Origin of the sequence: Vibrio sp. 10N.222.55.C7, assembly GCF_041473335.1 — a bacterium.
In the GTDB taxonomy this organism is placed as follows: domain Bacteria; phylum Pseudomonadota; class Gammaproteobacteria; order Enterobacterales; family Vibrionaceae; genus Vibrio; species Vibrio crassostreae_C.
Window position 1 is genome coordinate 89,289 of the sequence record NZ_JBFRSC010000029.1, and the last position, 14,721, is coordinate 104,009.

Consider the following 14,721-nt stretch of genomic DNA (forward strand, 5'->3'; position numbering starts at 1 on the left):
ACATAATGACTATGGCGTCGCGACTCTATGGCTGACGACGGTTTTGATGTATTCACTTGGCGACAAACCAAATTTGCCTTTAAAGCGCTGACTAAAACGCCCTTCCGATTGGTAACCGCAAGACTGAGCCAACATCGCCACATTCTGCTGTCCGTTTTGCATCAGATAAAGCGCGTGACTCAAGCGAACTTCAGCCAGTACCTCTCGATATTGCATGCCTTCCAGTTTGAGCTTCCGAATCAACGTGGCTCGGCTCATCGCAAAACGCTCCGCCACCGACTCTAATGGATGTTTCTCATCTGGTGAATGTGAAAGGTAATGGCTGAGCTTTTGGCTAAACGAGACGTTGGCACTGACAAACAATAGATGCAACACCCCTTTTTCAGCTAATTGCTGGTACAAGCCCTGCAACCAAAACTGTTGAGTCTCTTTGCTCATGCTCTGTGTATCAAAAGAGAACAGAGCATTGAGTGAGTCTTGTAAGTTTCGATCCACTTTTACTGTAGGCAGTCCCAGATCATTCGACCGTTCCTCACTTAAATCAAGCATCGCCTGAGAAGGTTGGAATTGAAAGCTGAACACTCGCGACAAGAAGCGCCCTTTGTGGGGCATGTTCTCAAAACTTAGTGAAGCTGATGCCTCACAAAACAACAGCTCAGAATGTGAGAGCTCTGCCGCTGAATCTTTCCAAAACAGGCGCTTACTGCCTGTAATAATCTGAATGATACTAGGGGATAGAATCCTCACATTACGCAGTTTTTGTAACTGCTCTGCACGAAAGATCGTCACTTGATATTGATGATTCATCTCATCCCCTTGTTTACTTATTATGTACGTGTATAAGCTTTAACGTACATAAGCTATTAACGTGTATAAGTTGCGGTCAGTTTAGCTTTGTCTAAAGCCATGCTGTTCAACGTGAATCCAACCACAGCCGACGGCGTATTTTCGTCGAGGTTAAGTTTGTCCGTTGGTAATGCCCAAACCGTGAACTGGTAACGGTGCATACCATCTTTTTCTGGAGGACAAACGCCACCGTAGCCAACTGTACCGTAATCAATGCGACCTTCTTTGCCACCGACTTTAGAGATGTCGACACCGCGAGGTAGCTCGTTCACAGTTGCAGGGATATCAAACGCAACCCAATGCCAGAAGCCACTTTCAGTCGGTGCATCTGGATCATAAGCTGTGATAGCAAAGCTTTTGGTACCTGCTGGTGCATCTTTCCACATCAATTGTGGTGATTGATTATCGCCGTCACAACCCCAACTAGAGTATTCAAAAGTCTTTGCCATTGGGTGACCTTCTTGAATATCGTTGCTGGTTAATTCGAACGCATGAGCAGAGCCTGTAGCCAAAATACTGATTGCCAATACTGATTTGATGATGAGTTTCATGATGGTTCCTCTTATTAGGTATGAGCCCAGTATAGTCCCCTCACTTCGCCTAATAATGACAGTAAGTACACAATTATCTATTTTATTTCAAATAAATGATACTTACTGTATTTGTACTTTATTATTTAAAAGCATGACCCACTCGACAATTTGTTGTTAAAAGAACACTTGTTGACATTCAGGTTACAAATCGCGCCCAAAACTCTTTAGACTCGCCCCACGACTTTTAACGAGAATGATTGGATGCGCAGGTTTACATTAGCTCTTTGCTTGATCTTTTGGCTCCCAACCCTAGTCAATGCCCAAAGTTTGCAAGATAAGTGGCAAACTCTGTATCAACTGAGCTGGCAATCATCCCCACTCTTAGTATCTCAACAAGAGTTGGCTCAGTATCCGAAAGTTCTGCTCCATGAAAATAGCCGCTATCCTGATTTCAACCAATTCAGTTGGGACGACATCGCAGCGTTAGCGTCAATACAAGATCACTGCCAAGCGATTGAAAGCAGTAACCCTTCATTACATGAAGCCATCGAGTTCGAGCTCGCTCTGTGTCAGCAACAAACATTGGATTCGATTTGGTTTGCAGCACACTCCAAACGTCACCCTGCCGGTGGCAGCTTTGCTGGTCGTTATTTAGCCGCTTACCCAGATGTGACCGAGCAGATACGCCCATTTTTGAGTCTTACCAACCCTCTGCACCCTTTATATAACAAACTAGAAAGCCTAAGTGCACAAGGCAGAGAAGCACTGCTCAATGGATACCGCGCTTGGCAACAAGATGATGTGCTTTGGTTAAGTGGCGAACAAGGCTGGAAAGCTATTCCCTTAGATGTTTGGCAACCTATCGCAGAGCAACAAGAGGTATCTTTGGCAGGTGAAACCTGTACTTTTCGTTACAGTAACGTGTGCTTAAACGAGCCTAGCAATGACAATCTGATCATGAAAACGTTGATCTTTACATTGCTGCTAACGTTGCTTTCCGGGCTCGCTAGAGTCTTATACCTAAGAACAAAACAACGAAAAGAGAGGCAGTTCGTTTTACAGCTTCTTACTCATGAACTGCGCACGCCTATTACTAGCCTAGGCTTAACCGTCGAAATGTTTAGAAATCGCTACGATGACTTTTCTGATGAAACTCAAAGTGCGGTTTGGCGTTTAATATCTGACTATCAAAGGCTTTCTCAGCTCACCGAAAACAGCAAAGTGTACCTAAGTTCGGATCAGTCAGAGCCTTTGTTGAAGCAAAACGCTTCATTAGAAGAGTGGCTCGATCATGTCTGTGAAAAGCACAATATTTCTTATCAATGTGAAGCGCGTGAAGTTGAACTGAACCTTCCCTATTACTGGCTAACCATCTGCTTGGATAATCTAATCAAGAATGCCAAACAACATGGTAAAGGTGAGGTTTTGGTAAAGGTCGAACTCGGTGACAAGCTGACGATTGAGGTACAAGACGAGGGGCACTTCCCTTCACCGATACAACGGCTCATGTCTGGTGTCACGCCAAGTGAAACGCACGAACTGGATAACATGGGCATTGGCCTGACTATTGTCGAGCACTTGATGAAGCAAGCGAATGGCCGCCTCATTATTCTTCGTAACCCAACCCGATGTATTTTGGAAATTGCTTATGAACACCCTACTGCTGATTGAAGACGACCAACTGCTTGGACAAGGCCTCGTCAGCTTCTTTGAATCCAATGGTTACCAATGCCTTTGGGCGAAGGATTCAGAGAATGCCAGTAAGAAATGGTTTCGAGCCGATCTTGTGATACTGGATCGACAGCTTGAAGATGGGGACAGCTTGCAACACCTTCCAAACTGGTTGCTCCTCAAAGCGCTGCCTGTGATTGTGTTGACCGCTAAAGTAGAAGTTCAACAACGTGTTGAAGGTTTAATGGCGGGTGCCAAAGACTATGTGACTAAACCATTTTCGAACGACGAGTTACTCGCTCGAGTCATTACCCAGCTACGTCCGTTAGGTGTGAGCCTCTTAACTTACGCAAATATCCAAATCAACTTGTCGGAACGGATCGCTTATCTGGATGAAAGCCCTGTAACACTAAAACCTAAAGAGTTTCAGCTATTGGTACTGTTTGTTCAGAACCAAAGTCGTGTGTTTCACCGAGATGAATTACTCAATAAGATTTGGGGATATCAGGCTTTTCCTAGTACCCGAACTATTGATAATCACATACTGCGCTTACGCCAGAAGCTGCCAACATTGAATATAGAAACACATCGTGGCGTTGATTACCGCTTGGCCGGGGAATCATAATGAAAGTTACTTCGTTAACCGCACTGATCTACACATTGCCGCTCGCAAGTCATGCGGCATGGTTTACCGACACGCCATTGCAGCACACCTATCAATCTCTACTTGATGACCAACCTCAAGTTGCGTGGCAAGAGCTGCAAATCGCACTCGATCACAAATCACTCGATAGTGAGCTTTGGCTGCCAGTCAAACAAGAGATCCTGAGCCAGACTCAATGTGGAACCTTACTCAAACAAAGTGCTGAGCCAAAACACCACATCCAAGTCAGCTTCATTCGACGCTATGGCCTGTCGTCGCACGGTTATCAAATCAAAGTCTCTGCCGAGCAACTCAGCAAAGGCTCAGAAACTCAAACTCTTTCTTTGGTATCGCCTAAAGGTAAAGTCCTTCTCGATGGACAACTCGCTTCCAATAATGAGTATCAAGAGATTGAAACCAATGAAATGTTCATCAAACCCGAATCTGGTGTTTATCAACTAAAGATAGGTTCAAATCACTACCCTATTATTGTCGCTTTAAATAACAGTAATCGATGGCTGACGCTCGAAAGTAAACTCAGCGAACCACATATCGTGCTCTCGCCTCCAAAGGTGATCGACAACTGCCCCGACGCTAACGTGAGTTGGCAATGGTTTGATGAAAACTACAACCTGCTGGGTTACAAAGTGCCAATCAAAACAGCGCAAGCACCCGTTCCCACAGAAAGTCCACTTGGAACCAAAGCCAAGCACTTGAGTGCTTCGGTTGAAATGTTTGAATACCAAGGCGCTATTGAAGTCCAATATGTGCAGCGCGTCGCCGTGCCTTTCTAATGGAAAACCACTAAAGCCAAACAGAAAATAGAGACATATAGGTGACAAAGCACTAGCGCTACTTAGGTGTAATAACCGTAGTTACCCTTTACGGAATCTAAATATGCTCAGCGTACGTCACCCACTCAATCTTTCTAATTTTGCCATTGTGGCTTTAACAACAGCTTGTCTGTTTTCATCCAACGCACAAGCGAGCCAAATAACGCTCACCAGTAACAACAATACCGTCGCTACCTCATCGAATACTTTAGAGGTCGATTGGAACGGCTTAAGCGTTAACAGTGCTGCTCTCACCGTTGATAGCCAACCACAGAAAGCGACCAATCTGGTCATTGGCTTTTCCGATAAAGCTGACTCAGCAAAAATCGCCACTTGGACCTTAGTACCCAGTGGAATAAACGTTAAGGCAGAGCTTAATCAAGACCAGCTCACTTTTCAGTTCAGCTTACCTTCAAATATACAGGTGAAACGAAACAAACCCATCGAATTGGCGTGGTTTGATCTTGCCGAACAACAAACTCAGACACTATTTCTTCCGTTTAGTGAAGGTATGCGCGTGCCTACTGACAACAAGCTTTGGGCAAGTTATCTCGTCGGTAACCATTCTGGAAGTAACACTACTCAAGACTTGAAGATGCCTTTTTGGACAGTACAGCAAAACAATCATTTCATTAGCTATCAAATGGTTAATGCAACCAACAATCAACTGCTCTTTTCAGATGCATCCTCTAATGCTTCCTCAAATACAAAAACCAAAATTGATATGAAGGCAGCGCATCAATAATGACCAGTCTGAAACGCTTGTAGCAAAGCAAAAGCGCAATCCAGATGTGACTAAGTTGATCGGCGCGAGCCACGTTTACCTATTTGGCAAAGACCCATTAAGCATCCAAGATGTGAGTGACTGGTGGGGATTGAAAACATGGTATCTAGAGGGCTCTAAACTCAATGTTTCTGCGGAAGCGAAAAGAGAGCTATCGTCACTCTCCAAGGGGAAAGATTGGTTCAGTCAGTACCACAAACAACTATTGTTGGACTCTATTAGCCAGTCATTGCTGGTGTTATATCCTGTTGGTAATCCGACACTCGAAAACAACACGATTAAAGCGCAATATAAAGCAGCACAGGATAAGAAGAACTGGTTGCTAAAGCACGCTTCCCTGTACCTAAACTCGTCAGAGACTTGGGGACAAGCGTTGTCTTCAGACATGCTCACCAACCTAAATAAGGCAGGCTTAAACAAACTGTGGCTCGGATTCGACAATTGGATGCCAGCATTCTATCAACCTAACGCCGTGGCTCTGGCAAAACAGTCCGGATATCTGGTCGGCACCTACGATTCCTACAACACAGCCATTCCTGCGAAACTCAATGACAACTGGCTAACCGCTCAATTACCAGAGCCGATGCGTCAAAGTTGTGCGATTGAACTAGCGGATGGGAGTTTGAAAAAAGGATTTCGTGGAAACGGCTTTTACTTGAACCCGAATTGCCATTTGGATTATGTAAAACAGCGCGCCGCAGATATCATGCGCTTTGGTCACTTCAATAGCCTGTTCCTAGATGTTGATGCAACTGCGATGGCGCGTGAGGACTACAGCGATAATAGCAGTGAGTCGGATACGCTTTCTGCCTTCAATAACCGAATGCAGTGGTTAAGCGAACAACCAGATTTAGTGCTTGGTTCTGAAGATGGCAATAGCCTGACGACAAAAGGCATCGCTTTTGCACACGGCTTAGAAACGGTCGGCTTTGGTTGGTCAGACAAAGAGATGAAAGAAAACCGCAAGTCACCTTATTACTTGGGTCGTTGGTATCCAGACCATAAACCTGACTTTTTCTTCAAGTCCGCTAAGGTCAAAGACCCCTACAAGTCATTGCTGTTTTAGCCTCAATACCGAATTCCACTATACCAAACCGTATTTCATGACGAAGTGATTAACACCCACCACTGGCATTCAGACAGCTTGAAATTCACCAATGTGAAAGCCCATCGTGATTTGACTGCCATGCTTTACAACACGCCAGCCATGGTTCACTTAACACGAGATGAAGCGTTATCGAGCTCAAGCCCAAGGCTTAAAGCTTTGAAGCACTATCAAGATGGATTTGAGCCAATACATGAGAAGCTATGGGATAAACAATTAGTCGACTTCTTGTGGTTAGACAATAGCGGCAAGGTTCAACAAACCTTGTTCAGTGACGGGAGTAAGATCATTGCTAACTTTTCTAACAAGGCATTTCGTTACAACGGTGTCGATATTGCTGCCCTATCGGTCAAAGCTATATTGGCGAATGGGCAAGTCGTCGACTGGCAGCCCGATCATAGTTAGCTTCGATACGGTTTAGACAATAACGAATAATAGGAAGCCTAAGCACTTAACCGCTAAGGTTTTCCCCGTTACTTTTGCTTCCTATTTTGAAAGGCAGTCAGTAGATAGTCGATAAAGACCTTTTTACGTTTCGGCATCAACTGCCTGTCTGCATACACTAGGCTTACTGAAACTTCTGGCATCTCATATTCAGGTAACAGACGAATCAGCTTACCTGTCTTAAAGTGTTCCCGACAAATGAATTCAGGAAGCACCGCCAAGCCGAGCCCATCTACACAAGCTGTTAGGCATGCCGTGATGGTATTCACCCGTAACTGACACGGCAGATCGATCAAAATCGACTCACCGCCTTCTAATTGTAAATGCCACTTGGGTAGACGCGCGGCCTTGTTCACCACCTCAATCATTCTGAATGGCGGTTCAAGATCATCGGGTGAAGAGACGTCATCGAACTGCTCTAAATACTCAGGGCTGGCTGCCAATACACGCTTTGATGTTGTGAGGTAGCGAGAAACCAAGCTCGAGTCCACTAGCTCACCAATTTGTGCGTAAAGATCGATACCCTCCGCAATGATGTCGACTTCTCGATTCGACAGTTCTAAGTTCAAAGTCACGTTTGGGTGCTCTTTTAGGAAGCTGTGGATGTATTTGGCTAATACTTGATGCCCCAATTCGACAGGCAACACAACATTCAACTGCCCTCGGATCAAATCCTGATTGGCTGAAACCTCTAGCTCAGCTTGGTTCATGACCTCTTGCATCTGCATGCTCGACTGATAAAAGCGCTCACCCTCTGGCGTTAAGACTAAACTTCGTGTCGAACGAGTGATCAACCTCACACCTAGATGCTGTTCCAGCTCGTCTAGCTTTCGGCTGACGGTCGACTTGGTCATGTTCAATGCTTCAGCTGCGTGCGTGAAACTCCCACAATCAACAACTTGTGTAAAAACAGTCACAGCATTTAAGTCCATCGTACTTCTCCCAAAGCGCCATTAGTTAGATTTTTGCAACAGTGTTTTCCTTTTTTCCTATCTTATCAATCAATCGAATTTATTTACAATTCGTTACATCTAAATAAAAACAAAATGAGAAAGAAAAAATGACAGAGAACAACAACGCTTCGCAAACAGTAAGCACAAAAAAACGTAAAAAAGCTCCGCTTATTGCTACTGCGATCATGCTGTCATTGGGTTTAGCCGGTGCTGGATACTGGTACGGCTATGGCCAGTACTTTGAATCTACCGACAATGCCTACCTACAAGGCGACATCACGAATATTAGCCCTAAGGTCTCTGGCTATATTGTTAAGTCTTATGTGAGTGATAACCAATCGGTTAAAGAAGGTGATTTGCTGGTTCAAATCGATGACCGTGATTACCAGTCAGCACTCGCTCAAGCAAACGCCCATTTAAGCGTCGTGCAATCAGACGTCAAAAATCTAGTGGCACAACAAACGTTACAACGTAGCAAGATCAATCAAGCAGAAAGCCGCGTTGATTCTGCACAAGCTGAATACGAACGCGCGATTCAACAAGTGGTACGTTCTCGTAGCTTACTAAAGCGTAACTACGCGTCTCAAGATGAAGTCGATAGCATGGTTGCACAACAAAAAGTAACTCAGGCAGATTTAGAAGAAGCAAAAGCAAACCTCGTTGCAACCAATGACCAATTAACCGTTATCGCTAGTGAGATTGAGCAAGCAAATGCATCCGTGACCGAAGCTCAAGCCCAGAGAGATCAAGCACAGCTTAACCTTGATTACACCAAAATTTACGCGCCAGCAGATGGCGTGATTGGTAAGCGCAGCGTACGTGAAGGCTTGCTGATTCAAGCAGGCGCACCACTGATGAGCTTGGTACCAAACAACCAAGTGTGGATTGAAGCCAACTTCAAAGAGACACAGCTAAGTGGTATTCACAAAGGTCAGACGGTTGAAGTAGAGCTGGATGCGTTCCCGGGGCAGCCTCTTGAAGGTGTGGTAGACAGTTTCTCCCCTGCGACTGGCGCTAAATTTGCGCTCCTACCACCAGAAAACGCGACCGGTAACTTCACTAAAATCGTTCAACGTGTACCGGTTAAAATTACTATTCCAGATCAGCAAGAGTTGAAAGGTCGACTGCTTCCTGGTTTGTCTGTGGTAGCGACCATCGATAAACGAGGCTAGACCATGAGTAACGCTGGTGTTGTCACCCAAACAAATGATGATGACGAGGTTTCGAGACGCCATTGGATCGCCCTATTTGGCGGCTTGATTGGCGCGTTTATGGCGATCTTGGATATTCAGATCACCAACTCGTCTCTCAAAGATATTCAAGGTGCGCTATCAGCCACCTTGGATGAAAGCTCGTGGATCTCTACGTCTTACCTAGTCGCAGAGATGATCGCTATCCCACTCAGTGGTTGGCTTTCTAAAGCGCTCGGTAAACGCCGTTATATCACGTGGACGACAGCCATTTTCACCATTTCATCTTTGTTGTGTTCGTTCTCTTGGAACATGACCTCGATGATCGTGTTCCGCGCGATGCAAGGCTTCAGTGGTGGTGCTCTAATCCCGCTTGCTTTCTCGCTGGTGATTCAGTTATTGCCGGTCAACAAGCGTGCTGTGGGTATGGCACTGTTTGGTGTAACCGCGACCTTTGCTCCATCGATTGGCCCTACCTTTGGTGGCTGGCTGACGGAGAACTTCTCGTGGCACTATATTTTCTACATCAATATTCCGCCAGCTTTGCTTGTGATCACCATGATCCGATATGGCTTGGACGATGAAAAGCTCGACCTTGGCACGCTGAAAAAAGCCGATTGGTTTGGTATCGCCACCATGGCATTAGGGCTAGGTTGTTTGGAAGTGGTGTTAGAAGAAGGTAACCGTGAAGAGTGGTTCAGTTCGAGCTTTATTATTGGCTTGAGTATCGTGTCGGCGGTGAGTTTGGTTTACTTCGTGATAAACGAACTCCAACACAAGAAGCCATTGGTTAACCTGCGGCTATTGCGGGATGGGCAATTTGCGATGTCTTGTATCGCCTATTTGATTCTAGGAATGGCATTGCTCGGCTCTATCTATGTTCTACCGATGTATCTCACTCAAATTCAGCAATATAACGCGATGGAAATTGGTGAAGTGCTAATGTGGATGGGTTTCCCACAGCTTCTGATATTCCCAATTGTGCCAAAGCTAACACAGATCATTAAGCCTAAGTACTTGGTTACCTTTGGCTTCGCGATGTTCGGTTTTAGTTGTTACGTAAATACACACATGACAATCGATTTTGGCGGGCAAAAGCTGATTTTATCTATGGTTCTGCGTGCTATTGGTAGTCCGTTCATCATGGTTCCGCTGTCTTTGGTTGCCATGAAGAACATCAGCAAAATGGACACGCCAGACGCATCAACGTTAACCAACGTAATGCGGAACTTAGGGGGCGCTTTCAGCATCGCGATTATCGCTACGCTATTGGATAACAAAACCCGTGAGCACTTAGCACACATCAAGGAGTCGCTACCTTCAGTGAGTCAACTTGGTTGGCAGACGCTTCAGCAACAACAAGCGTTTTTCATTCAGTCAGGAAGTGATGCCGCAACTGCGATGCAACAAGCACAAGCAAGTTTGCTCGGCACAATGCAACGTGACGCAGCCATCATGGCTTACAACGATGTGTTCTTAATGATGACGGCGTTCTTGGCTCTAGCGGCAGTATTGATTCTAAACATGCGTGATTAACGCTAGAGTTTCGGTAAATAAAACTTCAAGCAAAGAACAACATTTCGAATAAAAAATCGAACAATAAAACAGAGAGGTGAGCTTATCGGCTTGCCTCTTTTTTATTTCTAAACACGTATAACCCCACTAAAATCAGGTAAAAGTCACCTGCGTTTGAAGGCTTTCATAAATGTTATCTAATACTCTTTAATTACCAATAGTTTATTGAGTGTTTGTATGTGATATAGGCACCTTGACAATGTGCAACTTGACACCTAAATTAAACATAACATTTGGTATTAAGGAAAATGGATTTGACCTTACCAACAGACCTTCGAATTTTGATCGTCGACGACTCTAAAAGCGCAACAATACTTATTAAGCAGCAACTGGCTAGTTTGGGAGTTTCGCGCGACTGTATTTTTATTGCGACCGACTATCGAAAAGCCATTAAAGCGGTCGAGACACACTCTTTTCATGTACTCCTCATTGACTACCACTTAGAACAGTCTTTTACTGGCTTTGAGCTGTTGGGCATTCTGTATCGAAACCGCCTCATCGATCATACTGTGGCGACAATCTTGCTCTCTGGGGATATGCGTCAGGAAACAGTATTAACCGCCCTTTCAGGTGAAGCACACCACTTCGTTTCTAAACCGATTAATACTCAAACGTTGGGTAAAAAGATCCAAAGTGCCGTGTCCGTTTCAAAGAAACTCACCCAACTGAATGATTTGTATCCCATTGCCAGTCAAGAGAGATTAGCTCAAGCTTTGGCGATCTCCCCTAATGGTACTAGCGTTCAGTTCGAAGCGACATTGATTGAACATTTAATTGCAGGTAAGAAATGGCAGTTACTCTCTAGCGTCATTAACAACTCCAAAACCAACATGCACCCAACCAAATTGGTGGCTGAGGCGCTGATTCTCGACAGCTTAGGCAAGCCAAATTTAGCCATAGATAAGCTCCACAATTTTCTAATAGCACAGCCACTCTCATTGAGCGTGATTGACTGCTTAAGCTGTATCTATGAAAAACATAAAATGCTGCTGCCTGCTCTTAAATTAGCGATTCGTGCATTTGAGATGACTCCCAGCATCAGCCATCGTGCAATCAGGGCCATCGACTTAGCTGAGAACGCAGATAACACACATATGATCATAAAGTTAGGTGAGATGTATGCAACCCACATTTCAGCTGCTGACATTGATGTCATCCATTCCATTGGTGCGCACTTTAATTCCTTAAAAGCAACGTATCAGCGCGAGACGCAACTAAAGTACAAACGTATTTTGCTTGAGCACGCCAACCAATTCACCGAGTTGGTAAACCTGAAACTTCCGGTAAAACAACAGCAGCAAGTTTTGGCCAGCCTTGCCCTATTTCAGAGCAGCATATTGCTCATCGAAAATAGCCCTCAGATTGCCCACAAAAAAGTGATTAGAGCTTCGACACTGTTAGCGAACAATTTCCACAGCCAACCGACTTATTTGCTCACTCAGTTATTACCCATGCTCGCCCACTTTGGTGAGTACTCTCTTTATCATTTAACAGTGGAATGTCTCAAATCTCGTGGAGAAGCCATAAATCACCAACTTGAGTCCAAAAATGTCGACCCTTCAACGTGTATAAACATTGAAAATTTGGGTTCGATCCAAGAAATAAAGGACTACATTCACAGTTACCCATATTCAGTTGCCGCCAAACTTGACTATATATACGCCGTCAATAAAGCTCATATAGATGAGAAACTTAGCGACGACTATCTAGAAGAAATCTTACAGTTAGAACTTCCTCCAAAATGGAATCAATGGATTAGTGATTCATCAAGGTATGGTTTTTCCACTAAGCCGCCTAGCCCATTTTCAACATTCAGCCGACAGGAGTCCACATGCTAGACTTTGATGCTTTAAACGCCTATTTAGACAATGACAGAGACGTCATTTACGCCGTTTTGTCTACATATCAAGAAGACCATGGCAATTCGCTACAAGAGATCGAAGAGTTGGTTCAACAACAAGATTGGGGCAAGCTTCATTTTACCGTGCACACCTTAAAAGGCATTTTAGCCAGCTTTGGTGAAGAAACGGCCACAGTTGCATTGGAAAGAGTAGAACAAAACACACTCAATAAGCTTGCGCCGCAAGATGATGATCTTTCGGTTATCTACAGCGAAATGAAGATCATTAATCAGCAAATCGATGAGGTTCTTAGCACTTATTAGTCGATAGAATTAAAACGTGCATGGCGATACTTAACAGCCGACACAGCTAAAAGAGTTGAGGTGCTTGGAAACATTGAACCTCGACTCTTAACATTTTTCTCATCATTTCTCCTCTCAATTATAGTTCTAACCCACACCTATAAATTCACGTCATTTATCTAGATAAACCGATGTATAACACATGCTTTATAAACTATCCGTCTTAATGTTTTAAACGAAAAACCAACACACTTGATGAGATGCAAAATAGTTAAATATTTGTAGATCTTTTTGTGACATAAACATACGAAATTGCATTTTATTTATTGGTAAAGAAGAAATTGTTATCTACACTCTAATGAAACCAAGCGTTAATCACTTGGTGGCATAATAAAAAAACTAAAACGTTCAGTCGGCTAGATAAGGACAAGGAAATGAACAACGATAGTTTTGCTGCGTTTCAGGGGCTCACGGATGAAACACCCATTACCGAATCATTTTCTACCAGTGCAGACCCTTATGCTCATTATCTGAAAGATATTGTTGGCATTGATCTGCTGTCGCGTGAAGATGAGGTGTATTACGCAAAATTGAATCGCGCGGGTGATAAAAAAGCGCGTGATGTCATGATCGAATCAAACCTGCGCCTTGTTGTGAAAATCGCAAAGAGTTACCTAAAACGTAAAGGCAATAATTTCACCCTGCTCGACCTGATCGAGGAAGGCAACATTGGCTTGATTAAGGCCATCGACAAATACGATCCAGAACCAGGCTATCGTTTTTCAACCTATGCTGTTTGGTGGATCCGCGAAAACATTGAAGCCGCACTCATGAACACGGGTCGAACCGTTCGATTGCCAGCCCACGTGTGTAAAGAAATAAACAGCCTCGCCTCAAAAAAGCTCGATGCAAGCAAAAAAATGAGTAAAGAGGTTTCAATTTCTGAGCTATCAGACAGTTCAGGTGTAAAGGCCGAACGCGTCGATCAACTGGTGGCGTTAAGCGGGTTTATTGACGTGACGACAACGGTTGGAACTAGCCATGCGCCTATGGTGCTTGATCAATGCGAAAGTGAATATATCCCAGACCCTCAACAAGATTGTGAGGATCAATCCTTTACCCAAGCTCTAGAACAAATCATCTATACACTTCCTCCAAAATTACAAAAGGTGCTCATCCACCGTTTTGGTTTCTTTGATAACAAGGTGAAAACGCTGTCTGAGGTCGGACAAATGTTGGATGTGAATGTTTCTAATGAACGTGTTAGACAAATGCAGAAAGAAGCGGTCGAAAGAATTCAAAAACGACTCAAATTTGATGGTTGGGTGTAAGTCGTAACCCAGTTGAGAATTAGTTGAAAATAACGTTAAGCCAAAACAAAGACCTTTAGGGTGAGCCTCCAAGCTTGCCCTTTTTGTTTGCTGATTCGTTAGAAAAATAAAAAGATCGTAAGCACACGAACCCTAAGTCGCTAATCCCTAATGCCTAATGCCTAATGCCTAATGCCTAATGAAAAATGACAAATGCCACACCATTAACTTACCTTAAAGAAGTGACTCGCTCACTGCGCAAAATGAGATAATTGATATAAGTGGTTTCAAGACAATCTTGTTCCCACACTGATAAAATCCGTTTAGCCGCAAAATAATAATCTTTGTTTCTCAACAACATCCCAACGGTGCGGCTAAGCTTTTCAAATCGAACGTGATCGCTCGCAGAGATGTAGTCATCGTCACTTTCAATAATGGGCGCTAAACCATCAGCAAACCAATTATTCAATATTTCTCGCATCTCTAATTCAGACTCAGGCACATCCACACTCGACAACTCTCGATGTTGAGGCGGTGGCACTATGTACTTCGACGCTTGCGGTGAACTGACATAACGATACATGTCGTCCCTCCTGTCTAACGGACCCTTCTAATAATTAAGGACATATTTACCTGTTCTCAAGTTTATTTAGCGAAACAAAAAAATAAATAAAAAAAAGGTTCATCGCGG

Annotated in this window: 12 protein-coding genes and 1 pseudogene; 9 read left to right on the forward strand and 4 right to left on the reverse strand. The window is 44.0% G+C overall.

The features are described from left to right. Positions 1-9: 9 nt before the first annotated feature. Positions 10-807: a helix-turn-helix transcriptional regulator gene (locus AB4482_RS11585; protein ID WP_102320430.1), complete on the reverse strand. Its 798-nt coding sequence runs from the start codon at positions 805-807 to the stop codon at positions 10-12. Between the two features lie 56 nt (positions 808-863). Next, a complete protein-coding gene (locus tag AB4482_RS11590) occupies positions 864-1,397 on the reverse strand; it encodes a YbhB/YbcL family Raf kinase inhibitor-like protein (RefSeq protein ID WP_017060498.1) in 534 nt (177 codons plus the stop codon). Positions 1,398-1,640: 243 nt separating this feature from the next. Here AB4482_RS11590 and AB4482_RS11595 point away from each other — a divergent pair, with 243 nt between their 5' ends. The 4 genes and pseudogenes from AB4482_RS11595 (at position 1,641) to AB4482_RS11610 (ending at position 6,820) form a co-directional block, all read left to right on the forward strand. Further along, positions 1,641-3,050, forward strand: a complete 1,410-nt coding sequence (locus AB4482_RS11595; RefSeq protein ID WP_372180972.1) for a DUF3404 domain-containing protein — start codon at positions 1,641-1,643, stop codon at positions 3,048-3,050. Next, the gene (locus AB4482_RS11600) at positions 3,028-3,675 is read left to right on the forward strand and encodes a response regulator transcription factor (RefSeq protein WP_372059019.1); all 648 of its coding nucleotides are present in this window, start codon (positions 3,028-3,030) and stop codon (positions 3,673-3,675) included. Before AB4482_RS11595 ends, AB4482_RS11600 begins: the two co-directional genes overlap by 23 nt. Beyond that, a complete protein-coding gene (locus AB4482_RS11605; RefSeq protein ID WP_017060501.1) occupies positions 3,675-4,487 on the forward strand; it encodes a DUF2861 family protein in 813 nt (270 codons plus the stop codon). Before AB4482_RS11600 ends, AB4482_RS11605 begins: the two co-directional genes overlap by 1 nt. 103 nt (positions 4,488-4,590) lie before the next feature. Beyond that, positions 4,591-6,820: pseudogene (locus AB4482_RS11610) on the forward strand (glycoside hydrolase). A gap of 68 nt (positions 6,821-6,888) precedes the next feature. Here AB4482_RS11610 and AB4482_RS11615 read toward each other — a convergent pair. Then, positions 6,889-7,791 (reverse strand): LysR substrate-binding domain-containing protein, encoded by a 903-nt coding sequence (locus AB4482_RS11615; protein ID WP_372180974.1) that lies wholly within the window; start codon positions 7,789-7,791, stop codon positions 6,889-6,891. A 128-nt stretch (positions 7,792-7,919) separates the two neighbouring features. On the opposite strand from AB4482_RS11615, the gene AB4482_RS11620 reads away from it, so the two are divergent. The 5 genes from AB4482_RS11620 to AB4482_RS11640 all read left to right on the forward strand — a co-directional run bounded on the left by AB4482_RS11620 (position 7,920) and on the right by AB4482_RS11640 (position 14,051). Continuing rightward, entirely contained in the window at positions 7,920-8,984 is a 1,065-nt protein-coding gene (locus AB4482_RS11620) for an HlyD family secretion protein (RefSeq protein ID WP_017072190.1), read from the forward strand. Between the two features lie 3 nt (positions 8,985-8,987). Further along, positions 8,988-10,538: a DHA2 family efflux MFS transporter permease subunit gene (locus AB4482_RS11625; RefSeq protein ID WP_372180976.1), complete on the forward strand. Its 1,551-nt coding sequence runs from the start codon at positions 8,988-8,990 to the stop codon at positions 10,536-10,538. Positions 10,539-10,825: 287 nt separating this feature from the next. Then, positions 10,826-12,415 carry a response regulator gene (locus tag AB4482_RS11630; RefSeq protein ID WP_017064673.1) on the forward strand — a complete coding sequence of 530 codons (1,590 nt, stop codon included), beginning with the start codon at positions 10,826-10,828 and terminating at the stop codon, positions 12,413-12,415. Beyond that, a complete protein-coding gene (locus AB4482_RS11635) occupies positions 12,409-12,741 on the forward strand; it encodes an Hpt domain-containing protein (RefSeq protein WP_017060508.1) in 333 nt (110 codons plus the stop codon). The genes AB4482_RS11630 and AB4482_RS11635 overlap by 7 nt, the downstream gene beginning before the upstream one ends. A 413-nt stretch (positions 12,742-13,154) precedes the next feature. Further along, positions 13,155-14,051, forward strand: a complete 897-nt coding sequence (locus AB4482_RS11640; RefSeq protein WP_017060509.1) for an RNA polymerase sigma factor RpoD/SigA — start codon at positions 13,155-13,157, stop codon at positions 14,049-14,051. Positions 14,052-14,259: 208 nt separating this feature from the next. Here AB4482_RS11640 and AB4482_RS11645 read toward each other — a convergent pair whose 3' ends face one another. Then, a complete protein-coding gene (locus AB4482_RS11645; protein ID WP_017060510.1) occupies positions 14,260-14,613 on the reverse strand; it encodes a hypothetical protein in 354 nt (117 codons plus the stop codon). Positions 14,614-14,721: the final 108 nt, after the last annotated feature.

Bases quoted from the DNA above. Each gene is read 5' to 3' on its own strand.
- AB4482_RS11585 (WP_102320430.1), bottom strand. From the start codon at position 807: ATGAATCATCAATATCAAGTGACGATCTTTCGTGCAGAGCAGTTACAA.
- AB4482_RS11640 (WP_017060509.1), top strand. From the start codon at position 13,155: ATGAACAACGATAGTTTTGCTGCGTTTCAGGGGCTCACGGATGAAACA.
- AB4482_RS11600 (WP_372059019.1), top strand. From the start codon at position 3,028: ATGAACACCCTACTGCTGATTGAAGACGACCAACTGCTTGGACAAGGC.
- AB4482_RS11595 (WP_372180972.1), top strand. From the start codon at position 1,641: ATGCGCAGGTTTACATTAGCTCTTTGCTTGATCTTTTGGCTCCCAACC.
- AB4482_RS11590 (WP_017060498.1), bottom strand. From the start codon at position 1,397: ATGAAACTCATCATCAAATCAGTATTGGCAATCAGTATTTTGGCTACA.
- AB4482_RS11635 (WP_017060508.1), top strand. From the start codon at position 12,409: ATGCTAGACTTTGATGCTTTAAACGCCTATTTAGACAATGACAGAGAC.
- AB4482_RS11625 (WP_372180976.1), top strand. From the start codon at position 8,988: ATGAGTAACGCTGGTGTTGTCACCCAAACAAATGATGATGACGAGGTT.
- AB4482_RS11620 (WP_017072190.1), top strand. From the start codon at position 7,920: ATGACAGAGAACAACAACGCTTCGCAAACAGTAAGCACAAAAAAACGT.
- AB4482_RS11605 (WP_017060501.1), top strand. From the start codon at position 3,675: ATGAAAGTTACTTCGTTAACCGCACTGATCTACACATTGCCGCTCGCA.
- AB4482_RS11615 (WP_372180974.1), bottom strand. From the start codon at position 7,791: ATGGACTTAAATGCTGTGACTGTTTTTACACAAGTTGTTGATTGTGGG.
- AB4482_RS11630 (WP_017064673.1), top strand. From the start codon at position 10,826: ATGGATTTGACCTTACCAACAGACCTTCGAATTTTGATCGTCGACGAC.
- AB4482_RS11645 (WP_017060510.1), bottom strand. From the start codon at position 14,613: ATGTATCGTTATGTCAGTTCACCGCAAGCGTCGAAGTACATAGTGCCA.